The following is a 20,058-nucleotide window of genomic DNA, read 5'->3' as shown; positions in this document are numbered from 1 at the left end:
GACCGGCCGGACCGCGCCCGTCGCGGACCGACCCGGACCGGCCCCCCGAAACCCCTGTCTGACCTGCACCGTCGCTGGCTATCGTGGGCGCTCGTGAGGGTCCGCGTCCTGGGGAGCACCGTCGTCGACGGGCCGAGCGGTCCCGTGCCCCTCGCCGCCCGCAAGCCGCGCAGCATCCTCGCCGCGCTCGCCCTCGCGCCGAGGACGACGACGAGCGCCGACCGTCTCGTCGACCTCGTCTGGGGAGACGACCCGCCCGCCGGCGCCCACGGGACGCTGCACGCCTACATCTCGGGGTTGCGCCGCGTCCTCGAGCCCGACCTCGCACCGCGCGCCCGGCCCACGGTCCTCGTCACGACCGACGACGGCTACCGCCTCGACATCGACCCGGCCGAGGTCGACGCCGTCGCCTTCGCGCGCGAGGTCCGCGCCCGGCACTCCGCTCTCGCGCCCCTGTGGTCCCAGCTGACCACCGGCCCGGACGCGACGTGGCCCTCCCGGGAGGAGGTGGCGGCCCACGTCGACGCCCTCGAGGAGGTGCTGCGGACGTGGGGCGGGACGGCCTACGCCGACCTCGGCGACCACCCGGCCGTCATCGCCGACCGCGCCGCCCTCGACGAGCTGCGCGCCACCGCCGAGGAGGACACCGCCCTCGGGCTGCTCGCGCTCGGGGAGCACGCGGCCGTCCTCGCGGCGACGGAGCAGTCCGGCGCGCGCCACCCGCTGCGCGAGCGGACCCGCTCGCTGCAGGCCCTCGCTCTCGTGCGCACCGGACGGCAGGTCGAGGCGCTGGAGGTCCTGCGCGGGTACCGCGAGCTGCTCGCCGACGAGCTCGGCCTCGACCCGGGGCCCGAGGTGCGCGCGCTCGAGGAGGCGGTCCTGCGCCAGGACGCCGGGCTCGGCGCGTGGCTGCGCCCGCAGGTCGCGACCCCGGTCCACGCGCTCGCCCCACCCGCCGCCGCCGCGCCACCGACCGTGGCGTCCGGGAGCTGGGCGACGGTCGGCCGCGAGGCCGAGCAGGAGGTCCTCACCGCCGTGCTCCGCGCGGCCGTGGCGGGCACCCCGGGGTCGGTCCTCGTCGTGGGGGAGCCCGGCACCGGGAAGACCCGCCTCGTCGACGAGGCCCTCGCGACCGCCGCCGGCCTCGGGATGACGACCGCCGTCGGCCGCTGCTCGCAGGACGACGGGGCCCCACCGCTCTGGCCCTGGTTCGCCCTTCTCGACGGGCTGGGGGTCGACCGCCCGGCCGAGCTCGCGCGCGGGCCCGGCGCCGACGACGTCGGACCCGAGCGCGCGTTCGCGGTCCACGACGCGCTGGCCCGGGCCGTGCGCGAGCGGGCGCGGTCCGGGCCCGTGCTGCTCGTCGTCGAGGACCTCCACTGGGCCGACACCCGGACCCTGCGCGCGCTGAGCCACCTCGTGACGACCCTGGGGCCCGGCGACCCCGTCGCCCTGCTGGCGACCCGCCGCGCCCGCCCGCAGCCGACGGGCCCGCTGGCCGACCTCGCCGTGGCCCTGGCCCGGCACGGGGGCCGCACCGTCGAGCTGGGCGGCCTCGGGGCCGAGGACGCCCGCGCCCTCGTCTCGTCGGTGACCGGCTCGGAGGCCGATCCCGACCAGGTCGACACGTGGCGCCGGCGCACCGGGGGCAACCCGTTCTTCCTCGTCGAGCTCGCCCGGCTGGCCACGACGAGCGGGTCGTGGCGCGAGGAGGTGCCCGAGTCGGTGCAGACCGTCGTCGCGCGCCGGCTCGAGGACCTCCCGGACCCGACGCGCGAGGTGCTCCTCGTGTCGGCGGCGCTGGGCCGCGAGCACTCGCCGCTGCTGCTCGCCCACGTCGGCGGCTGGGCCCCCGACGAGGTGGCCGACCGGCTCGAGCCGGCCCAGGACGCCGGCATCGTCCACCAGCGCGACGACGGGCGCCTCGTCTTCGAGCACGCCCTGACCCGCGACGCGGTCCTCGCCGCGACGTCCCCTCCACGGGTGGCCCGGACCCACGCGCGGATCGCCCATGCCCTCGAGTCGGCCCCCCGGGGGGCGCTCGCGCCGGCCGAGCGCGCCTTCGACCTCGCGCACCACTGGCTCGCGGCCGGGCCGGTCCACGCGGCCCGGGCGTGGCGGGCCGCCGCCACCGCCGCGGCCGAGGCCCGCCGCGACGCCGCCAACGTCGAGGCGGCCCAGCTGTACCGCGCCGCCCTCGACGCCCACGCGCTCGACCCGGCCGGCACCCGCGAGGAGCGCTACGACCTCCTCCTCGACTTCAGCGCGGCCGCGGCCTGGGCGGCGCAGTGGCGCCCGGTCGTCAGCGCCGTCGTCGAGGCGGTGGCCCTGGCGCACGCCGACGACGACCCCGAGCGGGTGGCGGGGGCGGCGGCCGAGCTGACCCGCTACTCGGCCTGGCTCCCCCAGGAGCACGACGAGGTCGACGAGGACCTCGTCGACGACCTCCGGTCCTCGCTGCAGGGCCTCGACCACCACGACTCGCCCGTCCGGTGCGTCCTCATGCTCGCGCTCGCGGTGCAGCTGTACTACCGGCCCGGGTCCGAGCCGGAGGTCGAGGCGCTCGTCGACGAGGGCGTCGCGGTCGCCCGCCGGCTCGGCGACCCGTCGCTGCGCGCCTGGGCCGCCCGCTCCGGGTGGCTCGCCATGTGGCGGGTGGCCCACCTCGACCGGCGACGCGCCCTCGCCCACGAGGAGGTCGAGGCGGCGCGCGAGGGCGGTGACGAGGCGGCCCTCGCGGTGGCGCACCTCGCCGCGGCGGGCATCGCGGTCGAGGACGGTGACCTCGATGGCTGGCTCGAGCACTCGGCGGCCGCCGACGAGATCGCCCGCCGCCGCCGGCTCGCCTACGTCGAGTTCGTCCTGCACTTCGTGCGGCTCAGCCTCTCGCTCCTGCGGGCTGACGACGCCGCGGCCGACGCGCACGCCGACGCCATGCGTCGCCAGAACGAGCAGCTCGTGACGCCGGCCCTGGAGTGGACCGAGTTCGGCATCAGCTACCTCACCGCGACGTGGCGGCCGTCGGTGCGCCCGTTCGTCCTCGACGCCCTCCTCGAGCACTTCCGGGGCGCCCCGGACGACTTCGTCCGGGGTCCGGTGATGCAGCTGCTCGCCCTCGACGGCCGGGTGACCGAGCTGCGGGCCGAGCTCGACCGCGCCCCCCTCGCCCCACTGCGCGACGTCTGGTACGTCCTCAGCGACGCCTCCGAGCGGGTGGAGGCGGCCGCCGCGCTCGGCGAGCACGACCTCGCCCGTGCCGGGCTCGAGGTGCTCGACGCCGCGGCCGGGCGCTTCGTCGTCTCCGGGATCTCCTCCGTGGCGGGACCGGTCGACGGGTACCGCGCGGTCGCCCACGCCGTGCTCGGGGAGACCGCGCGGGCCACCGCGCTCGCCGTCGAGGCAGAGGCGCTCGCGACGCAGTGGGGCCAGGTGGCCTACCTCCGCTGGCTCGACGAGCGCCGGGCCGGCCTCGGCTTCTGACGGTCCCGGCGTCGGCTCGTCAGAGGGTCCCGCCCCCACCGTGGCGGAAGGCGGCGCGCTCGCCGCGCTCGAAGCGGCCCCGCACGAGGGCGTGGAGGACCCGGTAGGGCGTCCCCGCCAGGGCGACCATCGCCTCACGGCCCTGCGGCGGCAGCCCGGACATGGCCCACCCGATGAGGAAGGCCGTCTCGCGCAGCGGGTAGGACCGGCCGATCGCCGCCTCCACGGCCGTGAACTCCTCCGTGGTCATGACCCGCTGCACGAGGGGGAGGACGACGGTCTCCTCGTGCCGCAGGTGCTCGCCGAGGACCTCGCGCAGGCCGGCGACGCGGATGTCGAGGGCGTTGCGGTGCTCCTCGCACGGGTGGTCGACGACGGCGGCGAACCCGCTGATGCACGCCTCGACGAGGGGGTCGATGTCGGCGTGCTCCTCGGACATCGCGCGCACCTCGACGAGGTCGGCGCCGGTGCCGCGCGCCTCGGCGGCCCGCAGGAGGGCGGGCCAGTACAGCTCGTCCTCGGCGGTGTGGTGGTGGTGCAGGCAGCTCGCGAACCGGTCCCAACGGCGGGCCAGCGCCTGCCAGGTCGGCACGTCGGTGAGCGGCGTGGCCCGCACCGAGGCGGCGAACGCGGCGAGGTCGCGGCGGAAGGCGTGGTGCATGACGTACATGCCGGTGTGGTCGTGCGGGCCCTCGGCGACGTGGGTCTGGCCGGGCAGGTCGAGCTGCCGGCGGCTCGGCGCGGCGGCGGGTCGGGCGGTCATCGTGGTCCTCCTGGACGGTCGGTGCGCAGGCTCGGTGCCTGCGAGGACCCCCACGGTGCGGGGGAGCGCTTGGGTGCGGCTTGGGGCGGGCGTCGAAGCACGGGCCAAGCAGCCGGCGGCACCGTCGTCCCCGACACACCGACCACCACCGAAGGAGCCCCCGTGTCCACCTCACCCGCTGCCCCGCCCACGATCCTCGTCCTCGGCGCCACCGGCCTCATGGGCCGCGAGGTCGTGCGCGCCCTGCGCGCCCGCGGTGTCCAGCCGCGCGTCCTCGTGCGCGACCCGTCGCGCCTCGCCTCCTCCGACGGCCTCGACGTGCGCGTCGGCGACCTGCGCGACCGCGCCTCGCTCGTCGCGGCGGTCGCCGGGGTCGACGTCGTCTTCCACGTCTCGCCGCACGAGGCCGACGAGGTCGAGCTGACCCGCACCGTCATCGACGTCTGCGAGGAGGAGGGCGCCCGCCTCGTGTTCTCCGGGATCCACGTCTTCGGGCGGACCGCCCTCGCGAGCTGGGCCATGCGGCTGGGCTACGGCCTGCTCCTCCCGCGCTACCGGGGGAAGATCGTCATCGGACGGATGGTTGAGCGCTCGGCGACCGACGCCGTCATCCTCACCCCCAGCAACTTCATGCAGAACGACGAGGTCCTCCTCGACGTCATCCGCGGCGGGGAGTTCGTCCACCCGGCACACCCGAAGGGCCTCAACCGCGTCGACCTCCTCGACGTCGGGGAGGCAGCCGCGCGGGTCCTCCTCGACCCGTCCTTCCCGGCGGGCTCGTACTCCCTCGTCGGGCCGCGCTCGCTCACCGGGCCGGAGTGCGCCCGGGTGTGGGCCGAGGCGCTCGGGCGCCCGGTGCGCTACCGCGGCGACGACGACGCCGCCATCGAGGCCGCCCTCAGCCGGCACCTCACCGGGTACCGCCGCGACGACTGGATCTCCTCGTTCAAGAAGCTGCGCGGCTTCGCCGTCACCGCCTCCGCGCGCGAGCTCGCCGAGACGCGGCGCCTGCTCGGCCGGCCGCCGACCGACTTCGTCGACTTCGTCGCGCGCGTCGTCGCCGAGCACGGCGTGCAGGCCGGCGCCCAGGACGGTGCGCCGGCCGGGGCGGAGCCGGGACGGCAGGCCTGAGGACGGGCCGTCCGGGGGGTGGGTCGGTCGGGAGGATGGCGCGCGCCGGGGACTACGCTCGGAGGCGATCCCCTTCCGCCCCACCCCCAGGAGTACGGCGTGGCCACCATCGAGGCAGTCGGCGCCCGCGAGATCCTCGACTCGCGCGGCAACCCCACCGTCGAGGTCGAGGTCGCCCTCGACGACGGCACCCTCGCCCGGGCGGCCGTCCCGAGCGGCGCGTCCACCGGCGCCTTCGAGGCCGTCGAGCGCCGTGACGGCGACAAGGGCCGCTACCTCGGCAAGGGCGTCGAGAAGGCGGTCGACGCCGTCATCGAGGAGCTCGGGCCCAAGCTGATCGGCTTCGAGGCCTCGGAGCAGCGCCTCGTCGACGCCGAGATGCTCGCCGTCGACGGCAGCGCCAACAAGGAGAAGATCGGCGCCAACGCCATCCTCGGCGTCTCGCTCGCCGTGGCCCGCGCCGCCGCCGACTCGGCCGACCTGCCGCTGTTCCGCTACGTCGGTGGCCCCAACGCCCACGTCCTGCCGGTGCCGATGATGAACATCCTCAACGGCGGCAGCCACGCTGACTCCAACGTCGACATCCAGGAGTTCATGATCGCGCCGATCGGCGCCGAGACCTTCCGCGAGGCCCTCCGCTGGGGCACCGAGGTCTACCACGCGCTCAAGGGCGTCCTCAAGGAGAAGGGCCTGGCCACGGGCCTCGGCGACGAGGGCGGCTTCGCCCCCAACCTGCCGAGCAACCGCGCCGCGCTCGACCTCATCCTCGAGGCCATCGACAAGGCCGGGTACACCGCGGGTGAGCAGATCGGCCTCGCGCTCGACGTCGCGGCCTCGGAGTTCCACGAGGACGGCACGTACACCTTCGAGGGTGGGTCGAAGACCTCCGCCGAGATGATCGACTACTACGCCGACCTCGTCGCCAGCTACCCGCTCGTCTCCATCGAGGACCCCCTCGACGAGTCCGACTGGGACGGCTGGAAGGCGATGACCGACCGCCTCGGCACCCAGGTGCAGCTCGTCGGCGACGACCTCTTCGTCACCAACCCCGAGCGCCTCGCCCGCGGCATCGAGACGGGCACCGCCAACGCGCTCCTCGTCAAGGTCAACCAGATCGGCTCGCTCACCGAGACCCTCGACGCCGTCGACCTCGCGCACCGCAACGGCTACCGCTGCATGATGAGCCACCGCTCGGGCGAGACCGAGGACACGACGATCGCCGACCTCGCGGTCGCGACGAACTGCGGCCAGATCAAGACCGGTGCCCCGGCGCGGTCCGAGCGCGTCGCGAAGTACAACCAGCTCCTGCGCATCGAGGAGGAGCTCGACGACGCGGCGGTCTACGCCGGCGCCGGCGCGTTCCCGCGCTTCGCCAACCGCCAGCAGGGCTGAGCGAGAGGCGGATTCGAGGCATGGCCACCGGACGTTCCCGCGGACCGGCGTCGCGACCTCCGCGACGCCCCTCCGCCGGGCGCGCGCGTCCGGCGGCCAGGGCCGCGACCGTCGCGCCCAAGGTCGCCGGGCCCGTCCGCAGTGGCTGGCGCGGCCGGCTGACCTCGGCGGCCACCGACCGGCGGGCGCGCCGGGGGCTCGTCCTCGTCTCGATCCTCGCGTTCCTCATGGTCCTGCTCGGGTCCACGGTCGCCGCCTACGTCGGCCAGCGGCACGACATCGCGGCCCTGCGTGAGCGGGTCGCCACCCAGGAGCGCGACGTCGCCGAGCTCGAGGACGAGCGCGAGCGCTGGCGCGACCCCGCCTACGTCGAGCAGCAGGCTCGCCAGCGGCTGAAGTTCGTCAAGCCGGGGGAGCGGTCCTACACCGTCCTCGACGCCGAGCCGTCGGCAGGCACCGCCGACCCCGTGCAGGTGCTCGCCGACGACGCCGCACCCGAGATGGCCTGGTACCAGGCGGTCTGGGAGTCCACGCGAACCGCCGACGCCCCGGGCGCCCGCCGGTGACCGCAGGTCCCGACCTGCCGCCCGTCGCGCAGGCCGACCTCGACGCCGTCTCGCGACAGCTCGGGCGCCCCGTCCGCGGCGTGGCCGAGGTCGCGCACCGCTGCCCGTGCGGCGAGCCCGACGTCGTGCGCACCGAGCCGCGGCTGCCCGACGGCACGCCGTTCCCGACCTCCTTCTACGCGACGTGCCCGCGCCTCACCGGGGCGGTGTCGACGCTCGAGAGCCAAGGCGTCATGCGCGAGATGTCCGAGCGCCTCGAGGCCGACGCCGACCTCGCCGCCGCCTACCGCGCGGCGCACGAGGACTACCTCCGCCGCCGGGCCGAGCTCGGCGAGGTGCCCGAGGTCGCGGGGGTGTCGGCCGGGGGGATGCCGACGCGCGTCAAGTGCCTCCACGTCCTCGCGGCGCACTCCCTCGGGGCGGGCCCCGGGGTCAACCCGCTCGGCGACGAGACCCTCGACCTCCTCGACCCGTGGTGGGTCAACCACCCGTGCTCCCTCGACGCCCCGGCCGCCTCGGACGCCCCGGCCGCCCCGGGCGCGTCCGCCGCGCAGGACGGCGCGTGAGCCCGCGCGTCGCGGCCGTCGACTGCGGCACGAACTCGATCCGTCTCCTCGTCGCCGACGTCGACGCGGACGGACGGCTCGTCGACGTCGTGCGCCGGATGGAGGTCGTGCGGCTCGGCCAGGGCATCGACCGCACCGGCGTCATCGCCCCAGAGGCGATGGAGCGCACCCTCGCGATGTCGCGCGAGTACGCCGAGGTCTGCCGTCGGGCCGAGGTCGAGCGGGTCCGGTTCGTCGCGACCTCCGCCTCGCGCGACGCCCGCAACGCCGACGAGTTCGTCGAGGGTGTGCGCACCGCGTTCGGTGACCTCGACGTCGCGCCCGAGGTGGTCGGGGGCGACACCGAGGCCCGGCTGTCGTTCACCGGAGCCACCGGAGACCTCCGCGCGCTCGGCCTGCCGGGCCCCTACCTCGTCGTCGACCTCGGCGGCGGCTCCACCGAGCTGGTCCGCGGGACGACCGACGTCGAGGCGGGGCGGTCGGTCGACGTCGGGTGCGTGCGGATGACCGAGCGCCACCTGCGCTCCGACCCGCCGACCGCGGCCGAGGTCGACGCGGCCCGGGACGACGTGCGGGCCGCCCTCGACGCCGCGGAGGAGGCCGTCCCGCTCGACGGCATCGGTGCCGTCGTCGGCCTCGCCGGCAGCATCACGACCGTCACCGCTCGCGCCCTCGACCTGCCCCGCTACGACCCCGAGCGCATCCACCTCGCCCGGGTGCCGGCGGCCGACCACCTGGGGGCGTGCGCCGACCTCCTCGCGATGACGCGCGAGCACCGGGCGACGCTGCCGTACATGCACCCCGGCCGCGTCGACGTCATCGGCGCGGGAGCACTGGTCTGGGCCGAGGTGCTCGACCGCGTCCTCGAGCGCTCGCCCGGGGCCGAGGTCGTGACGAGCGAGCACGACATCCTCGACGGCATCGCCCTCTCCCTCCTCTGACCCGCTCCCCCCTCCGGTCGCGTGTGCTCAGGTGGCTGCCGGAGCGACCGCCTGAGCACACGCCGCGGGGAGGTGCCGTCGCGTGTGCTCAGGTGGCTGCCGGGGCGACCGCCTGGGCACACGCGCCGGCGACGGGCGACACGCTCGTGGTGCTGCGGTTGCGGCGGTAATACGGAGTGCGCGGTAGTGTGCGATCCACACCAACGGATCGATGGCGAGGAGGTGGGGCCGTGGATGGCACCCAGCTGGTCAAGGGAGTGCTCGACCTCGCGGTCCTCGCGGTCGTGGCACGCGAGGACGGCTACGGCTACGACGTCGTGCGGCGGCTACGGGCCGCCGGGCTCGAGGAGGTCGGCGACGCCTCGGTCTACGGGACGCTGCGGCGCCTGTACTCGGCGGGGGCGCTGACGTCGTACGTCGTGCCCTCGGACGAGGGGCCGCACCGCAAGTACTACGGGATCAACGCCCAGGGGCGCACGGTCCTTAAGACGCAGGGCAAGACGTGGGCGGAGTTCGCCCGGACGATGGACGGTCTGCTGGACCAGGCGGGAGTGCGGTCATGAACGACACGACGGTGATCGGGAGCCCGAGGGCGTCCGACGCGGACGTCCTCGACTACGTCGGGGCGGTCCGGGCCTGGCTCGGCGACCTCCCGCAGGAGGAGGTCGACGACCTCACGGCCGGGATGCAGGCCGACCTCGCCGAGCGCGCGGCGGAGTCCGGGGCACGCCTCGGCGACCTCCTCGGCGAGCCCGAGGCCTATGCGTCGGAGCTGCGCGCCGCCGCCGGTCTCCCGCCCCGTGCGGAGGGGAGCCGCTACGGGGTGGGGACCCGTCGCGGTGTCGTCGCGGAGGTGGCGGTGGCCCTGCGGGCCGCCGGCGCCCGCACGCTCACCCGCTCGCCGTGGCTGCGCGACCTGCGTCCGGTGTGGTGGGTCGCCCGCGGCGTGGCCCTCGGCGGGGTCGTCGCGGCGATGCTCGGCGGGGGCCGGTTCCTGCTCATGGTGCTCGGTGCCAGCCTGTCGTTCTGGGCCGGCCGGGTGATCGCCGCCCGCGAGGTCCGCTCCGGTCCGGGGACGTTCCTGGCCGTGGTCAACGTCGTGGCCGCCCTCGCCCTCGTCCCCGTCGCGGTGTGGGTGCTCGACAGCCGCACCGAGGTCGTCGGCAGCGCGGTCTCGGACTCGGGCGTGTGGGTCAACGGCGGATCGGTCTCGAACCTCTACGTCTACGACGCCGCCGGCCAGCGGGTCCCGGGCGCCCGCGTGTTCGACCAGTTCGGGCAGCCCGTCTCCCTCGACCCGTCGGTCGTCACGGTGGTCACGGGACCCGATGGCGAGGCGACGGCGTGGCCACCCGACACGGTCACCCTCTCCGTCTTCCCCGTGCGCGGGAGCGGCAGCGACGCGTGGTCGGGGGAGCCCGAGTCGTGGGTGCCCCCGCTGTCGATCTCCCCGCTGCCGGAGCAGGTGGCGCCCTCGCCCTCACCGTCACCGTCGGAGGCGCCGTCCTCCGGGGCGAGCGGGCCCCCGTCGCCGAGTGCCTCGCCCACCCCCTCCACCGGGTCGAGCACCACGCCGGGCCCGACAGCCACCCCCTAGGCACCGACCCAGATCTCGCCCGACGGCGCGGTCCGTGCGGTGACCACCGCACGGACCGCGCCGTGGCACGCGACGGAGGGAGGCGCAGGCGATGGAGGGATGGCGGCGGCGGAGGTCGGGTGCCGCCGGCGGGGCCGCGGGATACCGTGGCCCCGCCCCCGTGGCCCAACTGGCAGAGGCAGGCGCCTTAAAAGCGCCACAGGTGCGGGTTCGAGACCCGTCGGGGGCACGGAGGGCACCCCGGGACCGCCGAACCGGCGAGGACGTGCGACCGAACGGCCCGTCGGGCCCGATTCGAGCGCGGTGGCGCGAGACCCGTGGTTATCCTGCGGGAGGCAGGGGAATGCCGACCACCGTGGGGACACAGCACCCGTGACGAGGACCGAGAGCGCGTACGAGGACTGGGCCAGCCGCCCGTCCTCCGGTGCCGCTGCCTTCGAGCACCGCCTGGGCATCGCCGTGTACGTCGCGGAACCCGGCCCCGACGGCGAGTGGCTGCACGTCAGCCCGGCCATCGAGGAGATCCTCGGCGTCCTGCCCGAGGACCTCATCGCCGACCGTGTCCTCTGGCTCTCGCTGCTCCACCCCGACGACCGCGAGCGGCTCATGACGAGTGAGACCGAGCTCGAGGTCGACACGAGGGCGCGCTCGGACTATCGCGTCATCCGCCGTGACGGCCGGGTCGTCTGGCTCCTCGACGACGCCGTCGTGGCGCGCTCCGACGACGGCCGCGCCGTCATGGACGGCTACCTCGTCGACGTCACGACCCAGCGCCGCGCCGAGCGGATGCTCGCCGCCCAGGCCGCCGTCGTCGAGCGGCTCACCGGCTCGGCCACCCTGGCCGAGGTCATCGCCGACCTCCCGACCGCCGGCGTCGCCGCCACGTCCGCCGTCGCGTGCAGCATCGAGCTCGACGGGCTCGAGCCGCGCGTCGCCCTGCGCACCGACGTCGAGGCCGTGCCCGCCGACGGCGCCCGCACCGACGCCGAGGTCCGGGGGGAGGACGGGAGCGTGCGCGGCCGCGTCGTGCTCACCTACGCGCCCGGTGTCGAGCCCCCGGCACCCGAGCTCGAGGTGCCGACGTGGGCCGCCGGCCTCGTCGCCCTCGCCCAGTCGCGCATCGCCGAGCGCGAGCGGGCCGTCACCTCGCTGGCCCTGCTCACCGCCACGCTCGAGTCGACGGTCGACGGCATCCTCGTCGTCGACCACGACCAGCGCATCGTCGGGCACAACTCGCGCTTCGCCGCCCTCTGGGCCGTCCCCGACGACATCCTGGCCGCGGGCGACGACTCCTCGCTGCTCGACTACGTCGTCGAGCAGCTCGAGGACCCCGCCGCCTTCATCGAGGGCGTCCACCGGCTCTACGACCACCCCGAGGCCACGAGCGTCGACGAGCTCCGCTTCGCCGACGGCCGCGTCTTCGAGCGGTACTCCCAGCCCCAGTGGGTCGGCGGCGTGCCCGTCGGCCGCGTGTGGAGCTTCCGCGACGTCACCGAGAAGCGCACCCTCCAGGCCGACCTGCGCGAGCGCGAGGCCAGCCTCGAGCGCCTCGTCGACCAGGTGAGCGACTACTCGATCGTCAACCTCGACCCCGAGGGCCGCGTCGTGTCGTGGAACCAGGGCGCCGCCCGCATCAAGCAGTACGCGGAGGCCGAGATCCTCGGGCGCGACCTGTCGGTGTTCTTCCCGGAGGAGGCGCCGTACACCGGTCGCGCCGCCGCCCTGCTCAAGCGGGCCGTCGCCGACGGCCGCGCGCGCGACGAGGGCTGGTGCCTGCGACGCGGCGGCGAGCGGTTCTGGGCGACGACCGTCCTCACGGCCCTGCGCGACGAGGCCGGCGCGCTGCGCGGGTTCGGGCTCGTCATGCAGGACACCACCGAGCGCCACGCGCAGCAGCAGGCCCTCGAGCGGCGGGCCCGCACCCTCGCGGTCCTCGGCACGATCGCCGCGGTGGCCAACTCGGCGACCTCGGTCGGCGACGCCCTCGATGCCGCCCTCGTCGCCGTGTGCGACCACGGCCGCTGGGACGTCGCCCACGTCTACCTCCTCGACGACATGACGGGAGAGCTGCGCCACCACGTCTGGCACGTCGACGTCGAGCTCGACCGCGCGGTCGTCGCCGACTTCATCGCCGAGACGACGGCCGAGGTGCCCGAGCGACTGGCGCTGCCCGCCGAGGTCCTCGCCAAGCGCCGGACCGTGTGGCTGCCCGAGCTGCCGGCCCCGCGCTCCTCGCGCGACCTCGCCGGCCGCGACGCCGGGCTCGTCTCGGCGAGCGGGGTCCCGATCCTCGTCGGCGAGGAGTCGGCGGGCGTCCTCGAGTTCTTCAGCACCGCCCCGCACCCCTTCGACACCGACGCCGAGCTCGTGATGCGCCACCTCGGCGCCCAGCTCGCCCGGGTGGTGGAGCGCGAGCGGGCCGAGCGGCACTCCGAAGCCCTGGCCCGCGAGCTCATCCGGCTCGAGGAGCACCTGCTCGCACAGGGAGCCCACAGCGGGAACACCGGGGACCGGCCGCACGTCTAGTCTGGTGACAGCGCGGTGGGACACCACCGCCTCGACCACACGGAGGAACAGTGGCCAGCAACCCGGCCTTCAACCGCCTCGAGAAGGACGCCCAGGGCGGCTACGCCGGCTTCCGCTCCGGCGGCCAGGGGATGTCCGCGGCGCCTGCCGCGCAGGACGCCATGTCCGCGCAGCAGCTGCAGGAGATGTACAACCGCGAGCCCGCCGGTCCCGTGCAGACCGACCGGGTCACCATGGACGACGTCATCATGAAGACCCTCGGGCTCTTCGCCATCGTCCTCGTCCTCGGGGCCGTCGGCTGGGGCATCGCGGCCGCGAGCCCGGCGCTCGGCGGGATGGTGTGGATCGGCGGGATGGTCGCCACGCTCGTGCTCGGCCTCGTCATCGCCTTCAAGAAGACGCTCAGCGTGCCGCTCATCGTGGCCTACGCCGTCGTCGAGGGCCTGTTCGTCGGCGCCGTGAGCCAGTTCTTCAACAGCGTCCCGGGCTGGGAGGGCATCGTCCCCACGGCCGTGCTCGCCACGGTCTCGACCTTCGTCGGCATGTTCCTCGCCTACCGCTTCGGGCTCATCAAGGTCACGGCGAAGTTCCGCCGGATCATGACGATGATGATCTTCGGCTACGCGATCTTCGCCGTCGTCAACTTCGTCTACGCGTCGTTCTCGAGCCAGCCGTTCGGCTTCGGCGGCACCGGGATGCTCGGCATCGGCATCTCGCTCTTCGCGGTCGGCCTGGCCGCCTTCTCGCTGGCCCTCGACTTCGACGCCATCGAGTACGCGATCCGCAGCGGGGCCCCGCAGAAGTACTCCTGGCTCCTCGCCCACGGCCTCATCGTCACGGTGGTGTGGCTCTACATCGAGTTCCTCCGCCTGTTCGCCCGCCTGCGCGAGTGACCGACGACCGCACGCACGACACCGCCGGGGCAGGCTCACCTGCCCCGGCGGTGCCGTCTGTCGGCGGGGTGAGCGGCGTCGACGTCGTGCCGCAGGACGCCCGCCGCGAGCTCGACCGCATCCGCACCCGCTGGGCCCAGCTCCCGCTCGACCGGGCGGAGGAGTCCCTGCCGGCCGTGCGCGCCGTCCTCGACGACCTCGCGACCCGCACCGCCGCCACCACGGGCGCCACCGTGCCCGACCTCGGTCCGGCCGTCGTGCCCGACCAGCTCGCCGTCCTCGTCTGGGACGCCTGCGCGGCCGACGCGGGCGAGGGCGTCGGCGACCTGCTGGCCGGCCTCCGCCGGGCCCTGCCGTAGGGCGGACCCTCAGGTGAGGCGCTCGACGACGATCGCCATCCCCTGCCCGCCGCCGACGCACATCGTCTCCAGGCCGTAGCGGCCGTCACGTGCCTCGAGCCCGTTGAGCAGGGTCGTCATGATGCGGGTGCCCGTCGAGCCGAACGGGTGGCCGAGGGCGATGGCGCCGCCGTGGGCGTTGAGCCGCTCGGGGTCCATCCCGAGGTCGTCGGCGCTGGCGAGCACCTGCGAGGCGAACGCCTCGTTGATCTCGTAGAGGTCGATGTCGTCGATGCCCAGGCCGGCACGGTCGAGCGCCTGCCGCGACGCCTCGACCGGACCCAGGCCCATGACCTCGGGCGAGAGGCCCGACACCCCCGTGGAGACGATCCGGGCGAGGGGCGTCAGGCCGAGCGACTCGGCCCGCGCGTCGCTCATGACGACGACGCCCGAGGCGCCGTCGTTGAGCGGGCAGCAGTTCCCGGCGGTGACCGTGCCGCCCTCGCGGAAGACGGGGTTGAGGCCCTGGACCGCCTCGAGCGTCACCCCGGCGCGGGGCCCGTCGTCGGTCGCGACGACGGTGCCGTCGGCGAGGGTGACCGGGAGGATCTCGCGGGCGAAGAAGCCGTCGGCGATGGCCTTCTCGGCGCGGTTCTGGCTCGTGACGCCCCACTCGTCCTGGCGCAGGCGCGAGATGCCCCGCGAGGTCGCGACGTTCTCGGCCGTCTGCCCCATCGCGACGTACACGTCGGGGAGCAGGCCCTCCTCGCGCGGGTCGGTCCACACCGCGTTGGTCCGGGCCGTCTCGGCGGTGCGCGCCGCGGCCTCGGCGAACAGCGGGTTCTGCGCGTCGCCCTCGCTGCCCCCGGCCCCGGTGAAGCTCGTGTACTGCGAGACGCACTCGACCCCGCCGACGAGGAAGGTGTCGCCCTCGCCGGCCTTGATCGCGTGGAAGGCCATCCGCATCGTCTGCGTCGAGCTGGCGCAGAAGCGGTTCACCGTCGCCGCGGGGAGGCGGTCGAGCCCGGCGAGGACGGCGATGACGCGCGCCATGTTCGAGCCGTGCCTGCCCGACGGCTCGGCGCAGCCCCAGTACAGGTCGTCGACGGTCTCGGGGTCGAGGCCGGGGAGCCGGTCGAGGAGGCCGCGGACCACCTGGACCGACAGGTCGTCGGGCCGCACGTCCTTGAGCGAGCCCTTGAAGGCCCGTCCGATGGGGGTGCGGGCGGTGGCGACGATGACGGCCTCGGTCACGGGATCCTCCTGGCATCGGGGCGGCGGGCGACCGGACCGGACCGGTCGCGCAGCGCTCGCTCACTGGCGAGCCCAGCGTAGGTGTCGACCCGGCCCGACGGCACCGGGCGGGGGTGTGGGCTCGGTCTCGCCGACCTCGACGTCAGGGGTCGTGCTCGGCGCCCAAGAGGGACAGGATGGGCCCATGGACACCACGCGCAGCCGGGCTTCGTCAGGGTCGCCGTACGAGGGGAGCGTGGGGTTCTCCCGCGCGGTCCGCGTCGGCCAGCACATCGCGGTCTCCGGCACCGCTCCGATCAACGACGACGGACACGTCTCCAAGGACCCGGCCCAGCAGGCGAGGCGGTGCTGGGAGATCGCCCTCGCGGCGCTCGCCGAGCTCGGCGGGACACCCGACGACGTCATCCGCACCCGGCACTACATCACCGACGTCGACGACGTCGATGCGGTGTCGACCGTCCACGGGGAGATCTTCGGGTCGATCCGCCCCGCGAGCACGATGGTCCGGGTCGCGGGCCTCGTCGACGAGCGGTGGAGGGTCGAGATCGAGCTCGAGGCCATCGTCGCCGGCTAAGCCGAGCTGCGCCGAGCCGGGCCGGGGTGCGGCCCCTGGACCGGGACGGTCAGGCGTCGGCCGGCTCGCCGGCGCCGTCCGCGGCGTGCAGGACGGGCGTGTCCTCGGCCGGGGGGACGTGGTCGGGGCGACGGCGCAGCCGCACGGCCCAGCGCCCCCGCGGGCCGCGGCTCTGCCCGCCGATCTGGGTGGGGGCGACCTCGGTGCCGGCCTCGCGCACGGCCTGGCCGGCGGCGACGGACACCGGCCCGACGCCCTCGCCACGGCGCGGCTCCGGGGGCCGGTCGGTCGTGTCGGCGCCCCAGACGCCGAGGGCGGCGCACACGCTGGGCAGGAGCGCCGCCGCGACGCGCGCGTAGCCGGCGGCGGAGGGGTGGAAGCGGTCCTTGCTGAACAGCTCGTGGGGAGCGCGCAGGAACTCCTCCCCGAGGAGGTCGCCGAGCGAGACGGTCCGGCCGCCGGCCTCGACGACCGCGACGGTCTGGGCGGCCGCGAGGTCGCGCGACCAGTGCTGGAGCAGGGCCCGCAACGGCTGGCGGACGGGCATGACCGTCCCGAGGTCGGGGCAGGTGCCGACGACGACCTCGCAGCCGAGCGCCCGGGCCCGCCGCACGACCTGCTCGAGGGAGCGCACCGACGCCGAGCGCTCGATCCGGTGGGTCACGTCGTTGGCGCCGACCATGACGAGGACGACGTCCGGGCGCATGACCTCCTCGAGCGCCGAGGCGAGCTGGCGCTCGAGGTCACTGGACTCGGCGCCGACGACGGCACGGTTCGTCAGGCGCACCCGGCGCCCGGTGAGGGCCGCGACGCCGGACGCGACGATGGCGCCGACGGTCTCGTGGGGAGAGTCGGCGCCGAGCCCCGCGGCCGAGCTGTCGCCGAGGACGACGAGCTCGTAGGGGGTCCCGGTCCCGGCGCCGTAGACGCCGGCGTCGTCGGGGGAGTCGTCGAAGGGGTGGCCGATGACCCGGCGCGCGAGCGCTGCCTCGGCCTTGATGACGCCCCACCCCGCCGCGCCCAGGGCCGCACCGGCAGCCGCCAGCCCGCCCCCGCCGTAGGCGGCGGTGGCGACGATCTTGCGCGCTCGGCGTGCTCGTCCCATGGGTCGGTCGGCTCCTCTCGCGGGTCTCCCACGGTAACCCCGCAGGCCGGGGGCTCGTGACGGGTTCGGGCCGTCCTCGCCCGCTCGGCCGATCCGCCCCGGCCGTACGGTGGGCGGGTGGACGTCGCGGTGGGAGCGCAGGGCCGGGTGCGGCACGTCGTCGGCGACGAGGACACGGCGCAGGCCCTCGGCTCGGGCGACCTCCCCGTCCTGGGGACGCCGCGCCTCGTGGCGTGGGTCGAGGCCGCGACCCGTGCCGCCCTCGACGGGTCGCTGGCCCGGGGGGAGACGACCGTCGGCACCGTCGTGCACGTCGAGCACCTGGCGGCGAGCGGCCCCGGCACCGAGGTCGTGGCCGCCGCGGTCGTCACGGGCGTCGACGGCCGGCGGGTCGCGTTCGCGGTCGAGGCGCACGACACCTCCGGCCGGCTCCTGGCGCGGGGCTCGGTGGAGCGCGTCGTCGTCGACGCCGCCCGCTTCCTCGACGGCCCCTCCCGCCGGGGCCAGTGACCCCGCTACCAGACGGGACGCACGGCCGGCGGCACGGAGTCGTCCCCGGAGATGACGACGGCGGACAACGCGCGGCGTGCGGTGGCCAGCGCGTCCGCCCCCGCCCGCCGGGCCCACTCGTCCTCGATCTGCGCGTAGACCTCCTCGACCGCCGCGAGCAGCTCGCGACCGCGCCCGGCGAGGGCGAGGTCGCGCGCCCGTCCGTCGCGGGCGCTCGCGACCCGGGTGACGTAGCCGGCCGCCTCCATCGCGGCCACGAGCTGCGAGGCCGCCTGTTTCGTCGTGCCCATGAGGGTGGCCACGTCCTTGGCGCGCAGGGACCCGTCGCGCAGGGCGAGGAGCACGAAGCCGTAGGCCGGGCGGACGTCGTCCCAGCCGCGCTCGCGGAGCCGGGCGTGGAGGTCATCGATCATCAGCCGGAAGGACATGGCCAGCAGCCGGGCCAGCGGGGTCGAGTCGTCCACGAGGTCACCGTACGGGGACGCCGCCCGCGACGCCGCGAGCGCGCCGACCGTCTGATGGTCAAGTGGCTTGACTAGTTGGCGAAGGTCGGCCTACCCTCGGCCGACACCGACGACCGACTCCGGAAGGACGACCATGACCGTGCTGCCCCTCAGCGAGGCCCCGCGCCACGACCTCGACGGCACCCGCTTCACCTCCCTCGCGACCCCCCGTCGCGGGACGGCCGAGACCTCGGTCTGGCAGGTCGAGATCGCTCCCGGGACGCCCGCCACCCCCCACTCGCTGACCCGTGAGGAGGTCTTCGTCGTCCTCGGTGGCCGAGCCGAGGTGCGCCTCGACACCGAGCGGTTCGACGCCGGCCCGGGCGACGCGATCGTCGTGCCACCGGGCGTCGAGCTCGAGCTGCGCAACGGCGACGACGAGCCGCTGCGCCTGCTGTGCTGCCTCCCGGTCGGTGGGCAGGCCGTCGTCGGTACCGACGCCTTCACGCCGCCGTGGGCGCAGTGAGCGGCCCGGCGGGGACGGCGGGAGCTCCGGGCACGACGGAGGGCGCTCGCACGTCCACACCGGGCGACACGGCCGAGGCCGAGTACCTCGCCTCGCCCCGTGCCGTGCAGGACCTGCGGGCGATCAACGCGCGCTTCATCCACCACTTCGTCACCAACGACGTCGTGGCGCACGACGCGCTGCTCCACCCCGACTTCGTGACGATCCAGGGTGACGGCGCCCGGCTCGACCGCGCGACCTACCTCGCGCAGTGGGCCACCGGCTTCTCCGCGGACCGCATCCCGTACTGGGACACGCGCGACGAGCAGATCACTGTCGTCGGCGGCGTGGCCCTCGTCCGGGCCACCAACCGGTACGTCCTCGCCACACCCGGTGGGGCGACCGCCGCGCGGGTCGAGGTGTCGACGTACACCGACACCTACGTCCGCCACGACGGCGCCTGGTTCTGCGTCCAGGCCCAGGTCACGCCGGTGCGCGAGGAGCACCAGCCGGGCGACGACACCGTCGTCAGCGTGTACCTCCACGGCGAGAAGCAGGACCTCTCCGGCCGTCGGCCGGACCACCCCGACCGGGTGGGCTAGCGCCCCTTGCGGGCCTGGAGGGTGTAGGTGAGCGGCAGCCGGTCGGCGTGCTCGACCAGGCTCCACTCGTCGAGCTCGCCCTTGACCATCCGGCCCGGCAGGGCGTCCCACGGGACGCTGCGGTGCTCGACGAACCCCGTGACCTCGAAGCCGCGCGACAGCAGGGCGGTCATCGTCTCGCCGAGGCCGTGGTTCCACGAGATCGCCCGGTTGTGCTCGAACTCGACGTCGGTCGCGACGTAGGTCCCCGGCTCGTCCTCGTCCCACGGCTCCGGCGTCTCGAAGTAGGAGTAGCCGAGCGCGAGGACGTCGGTGTGGCCGTCGTCGACGGCCCACATCATCGGGTGGCCCTCGCGGAGGAAGAGGCGGCCGCCGGGCTCGAGGAGGGCGTCGACGACGTCGGCCCACCGCTCGATGTCCGGCAGCCAGCACAGGGCCCCGATGCCGGTGTAGACGAGCTCGAAGGTGCGACCGCCGAGGGCCTGCGGGGCCGAGTAGACGTCGGCCTCGACGTAGTCGACGTCCGGGCCGGCCTCCCGGGCGAGGCGGCGGGCCTGCTCGAGCGAGGCCGGCGAGAGGTCGAGGCCGGTCATCGTCGCGCCGAGCCGGGCGAGCGAGAGCGTGTCGGTGCCGATGTGGCACTGGAGGTGGAGGCCCCGCAGCCCGGCGACGTCGCCGAGGAGCGGCTGGTCGAAGCGGACGACGGTGCTGAGGTGCGCCGGGTCGGCGACGAACCTGTCGAACCCGTAGTCGGGGCTCTCGGCGTGGGCCGGGGCGCGCTCGTCCCAGTTGAGCCGGTTCACGGCGAGGTAGTCGTCCATGGCGTCATCGTGGCGCACCGCGCACGGTCGGCGCCTCCGGGTTTCCCGCCG

General features: G+C 75.3%; 20 protein-coding genes and 1 tRNA gene. 16 read left to right on the top strand and 5 right to left on the bottom strand.

Going from position 1 to position 20,058, the window contains the following annotated elements; genetic code table 11:
• Positions 1-93 precede the first annotated feature (93 nt).
• On the top strand, positions 94-3,480 hold the full coding sequence (locus ACFWN3_RS06265; RefSeq protein ID WP_377644467.1) for a BTAD domain-containing putative transcriptional regulator: 3,387 nt from the start codon (positions 94-96) through the stop codon (positions 3,478-3,480).
• A 19-nt stretch (positions 3,481-3,499) separates the two neighbouring features.
• Here ACFWN3_RS06265 and ACFWN3_RS06260 read toward each other — a convergent pair whose 3' ends face one another.
• On the bottom strand, positions 3,500-4,243 hold the full coding sequence (locus ACFWN3_RS06260) for a hemerythrin domain-containing protein (RefSeq protein WP_377644466.1): 744 nt from the start codon (positions 4,241-4,243) through the stop codon (positions 3,500-3,502).
• A gap of 162 nt (positions 4,244-4,405) precedes the next feature.
• Between ACFWN3_RS06260 and ACFWN3_RS06255 the strand changes: the two genes are divergently transcribed.
• From ACFWN3_RS06255 to ACFWN3_RS06205, 11 genes are all read left to right on the top strand, one after another.
• Positions 4,406-5,374 carry an SDR family oxidoreductase gene (locus ACFWN3_RS06255; protein WP_377644464.1) on the top strand — a complete coding sequence of 323 codons (969 nt, stop codon included), beginning with the start codon at positions 4,406-4,408 and terminating at the stop codon, positions 5,372-5,374.
• Positions 5,375-5,473: 99 nt separating this feature from the next.
• The gene (eno, locus tag ACFWN3_RS06250) at positions 5,474-6,766 is read left to right on the top strand and encodes a phosphopyruvate hydratase (RefSeq protein WP_377644463.1); all 1,293 of its coding nucleotides are present in this window, start codon (positions 5,474-5,476) and stop codon (positions 6,764-6,766) included.
• 20 nt (positions 6,767-6,786) lie between these two features.
• Positions 6,787-7,332 carry a septum formation initiator family protein gene (locus ACFWN3_RS06245; RefSeq protein ID WP_377644461.1) on the top strand — a complete coding sequence of 182 codons (546 nt, stop codon included), beginning with the start codon at positions 6,787-6,789 and terminating at the stop codon, positions 7,330-7,332.
• Positions 7,329-7,898 carry a DUF501 domain-containing protein gene (locus ACFWN3_RS06240; RefSeq protein ID WP_377644460.1) on the top strand — a complete coding sequence of 190 codons (570 nt, stop codon included), beginning with the start codon at positions 7,329-7,331 and terminating at the stop codon, positions 7,896-7,898. Before ACFWN3_RS06245 ends, ACFWN3_RS06240 begins: the two co-directional genes overlap by 4 nt.
• A complete protein-coding gene (locus tag ACFWN3_RS06235) occupies positions 7,895-8,839 on the top strand; it encodes an exopolyphosphatase (protein WP_377644458.1) in 945 nt (314 codons plus the stop codon). Before ACFWN3_RS06240 ends, ACFWN3_RS06235 begins: the two co-directional genes overlap by 4 nt.
• Positions 8,840-9,069: 230 nt before the next feature.
• Complete coding sequence (locus tag ACFWN3_RS06230; protein ID WP_377644456.1) at positions 9,070-9,402, top strand: PadR family transcriptional regulator; 333 nt, start codon at positions 9,070-9,072, stop codon at positions 9,400-9,402.
• Positions 9,399-10,436 (top strand): hypothetical protein, encoded by a 1,038-nt coding sequence (locus ACFWN3_RS06225; protein WP_377644454.1) that lies wholly within the window; start codon positions 9,399-9,401, stop codon positions 10,434-10,436. Before ACFWN3_RS06230 ends, ACFWN3_RS06225 begins: the two co-directional genes overlap by 4 nt.
• Before the next feature lie 154 nt (positions 10,437-10,590).
• A tRNA-Leu gene (locus ACFWN3_RS06220) sits at positions 10,591-10,665 on the top strand.
• A gap of 143 nt (positions 10,666-10,808) precedes the next feature.
• Complete coding sequence (locus tag ACFWN3_RS06215) at positions 10,809-12,962, top strand: PAS domain S-box protein (protein WP_377644452.1); 2,154 nt, start codon at positions 10,809-10,811, stop codon at positions 12,960-12,962.
• A gap of 50 nt (positions 12,963-13,012) precedes the next feature.
• The gene (locus tag ACFWN3_RS06210) at positions 13,013-13,855 is read left to right on the top strand and encodes a Bax inhibitor-1/YccA family protein (RefSeq protein ID WP_377644451.1); all 843 of its coding nucleotides are present in this window, start codon (positions 13,013-13,015) and stop codon (positions 13,853-13,855) included.
• Positions 13,856-13,923: 68 nt separating this feature from the next.
• The gene (locus ACFWN3_RS06205) at positions 13,924-14,214 is read left to right on the top strand and encodes a hypothetical protein (protein ID WP_377644450.1); all 291 of its coding nucleotides are present in this window, start codon (positions 13,924-13,926) and stop codon (positions 14,212-14,214) included.
• Between the two features lie 9 nt (positions 14,215-14,223).
• Here the strand turns inward: ACFWN3_RS06205 and ACFWN3_RS06200 are convergent, their stop codons facing one another.
• A complete protein-coding gene (locus ACFWN3_RS06200; RefSeq protein ID WP_377644449.1) occupies positions 14,224-15,447 on the bottom strand; it encodes an acetyl-CoA C-acetyltransferase in 1,224 nt (407 codons plus the stop codon).
• A 184-nt stretch (positions 15,448-15,631) separates the two neighbouring features.
• On the opposite strand from ACFWN3_RS06200, the gene ACFWN3_RS06195 reads away from it, so the two are divergent.
• Positions 15,632-16,021 (top strand): RidA family protein, encoded by a 390-nt coding sequence (locus ACFWN3_RS06195; RefSeq protein WP_377644447.1) that lies wholly within the window; start codon positions 15,632-15,634, stop codon positions 16,019-16,021.
• A 49-nt stretch (positions 16,022-16,070) separates the two neighbouring features.
• Here the strand turns inward: ACFWN3_RS06195 and ACFWN3_RS06190 are convergent, their stop codons facing one another.
• Entirely contained in the window at positions 16,071-17,126 is a 1,056-nt protein-coding gene (locus tag ACFWN3_RS06190; RefSeq protein ID WP_377644445.1) for an SGNH/GDSL hydrolase family protein, read from the bottom strand.
• Between the two features lie 117 nt (positions 17,127-17,243).
• Here ACFWN3_RS06190 and ACFWN3_RS06185 point away from each other — a divergent pair, with 117 nt between their 5' ends.
• Positions 17,244-17,636, top strand: coding sequence for a thioesterase family protein (locus ACFWN3_RS06185; protein WP_377644444.1), 393 nt, complete (start codon positions 17,244-17,246; stop codon positions 17,634-17,636).
• Positions 17,637-17,641: 5 nt separating this feature from the next.
• Here ACFWN3_RS06185 and ACFWN3_RS06180 read toward each other — a convergent pair whose 3' ends face one another.
• A complete protein-coding gene (locus ACFWN3_RS06180; protein ID WP_377644442.1) occupies positions 17,642-18,100 on the bottom strand; it encodes a MarR family winged helix-turn-helix transcriptional regulator in 459 nt (152 codons plus the stop codon).
• 133 nt (positions 18,101-18,233) lie between these two features.
• Between ACFWN3_RS06180 and ACFWN3_RS06175 the strand changes: the two genes are divergently transcribed.
• Positions 18,234-18,605, top strand: coding sequence for a cupin domain-containing protein (locus ACFWN3_RS06175; protein ID WP_377644440.1), 372 nt, complete (start codon positions 18,234-18,236; stop codon positions 18,603-18,605).
• On the top strand, positions 18,593-19,186 hold the full coding sequence (locus tag ACFWN3_RS06170; protein ID WP_377644439.1) for a nuclear transport factor 2 family protein: 594 nt from the start codon (positions 18,593-18,595) through the stop codon (positions 19,184-19,186). The genes ACFWN3_RS06175 and ACFWN3_RS06170 overlap by 13 nt, the downstream gene beginning before the upstream one ends.
• Here the strand turns inward: ACFWN3_RS06170 and ACFWN3_RS06165 are convergent.
• A complete protein-coding gene (locus ACFWN3_RS06165) occupies positions 19,183-20,007 on the bottom strand; it encodes a class I SAM-dependent methyltransferase (RefSeq protein ID WP_377644438.1) in 825 nt (274 codons plus the stop codon). The two genes, ACFWN3_RS06170 and ACFWN3_RS06165, sit on opposite strands and share 4 nt — an antisense overlap.
• Between the last annotated feature and the right edge of the window lie 51 nt (positions 20,008-20,058).

The organism is Oryzobacter terrae, assembly GCF_042756445.1.
Lineage (GTDB): Bacteria > Actinomycetota > Actinomycetes > Actinomycetales > Dermatophilaceae > Oryzobacter > Oryzobacter terrae.
This window is presented reverse-complemented; position numbering and strand designations above follow the sequence as displayed.

Coding starts and splice junctions, on each gene's coding strand:
- ACFWN3_RS06260 (WP_377644466.1), bottom strand. CDS start 4,243: ATGACCGCCCGACCCGCCGCCGCGCCGAGCCGCCGGCAGCTCGACCTG.
- ACFWN3_RS06245 (WP_377644461.1), top strand. CDS start 6,787: ATGGCCACCGGACGTTCCCGCGGACCGGCGTCGCGACCTCCGCGACGC.
- ACFWN3_RS06225 (WP_377644454.1), top strand. CDS start 9,399: ATGAACGACACGACGGTGATCGGGAGCCCGAGGGCGTCCGACGCGGAC.
- ACFWN3_RS06195 (WP_377644447.1), top strand. CDS start 15,632: ATGGACACCACGCGCAGCCGGGCTTCGTCAGGGTCGCCGTACGAGGGG.
- ACFWN3_RS06190 (WP_377644445.1), bottom strand. CDS start 17,126: ATGGGACGAGCACGCCGAGCGCGCAAGATCGTCGCCACCGCCGCCTAC.
- ACFWN3_RS06175 (WP_377644440.1), top strand. CDS start 18,234: ATGACCGTGCTGCCCCTCAGCGAGGCCCCGCGCCACGACCTCGACGGC.
- ACFWN3_RS06165 (WP_377644438.1), bottom strand. CDS start 20,007: ATGGACGACTACCTCGCCGTGAACCGGCTCAACTGGGACGAGCGCGCC.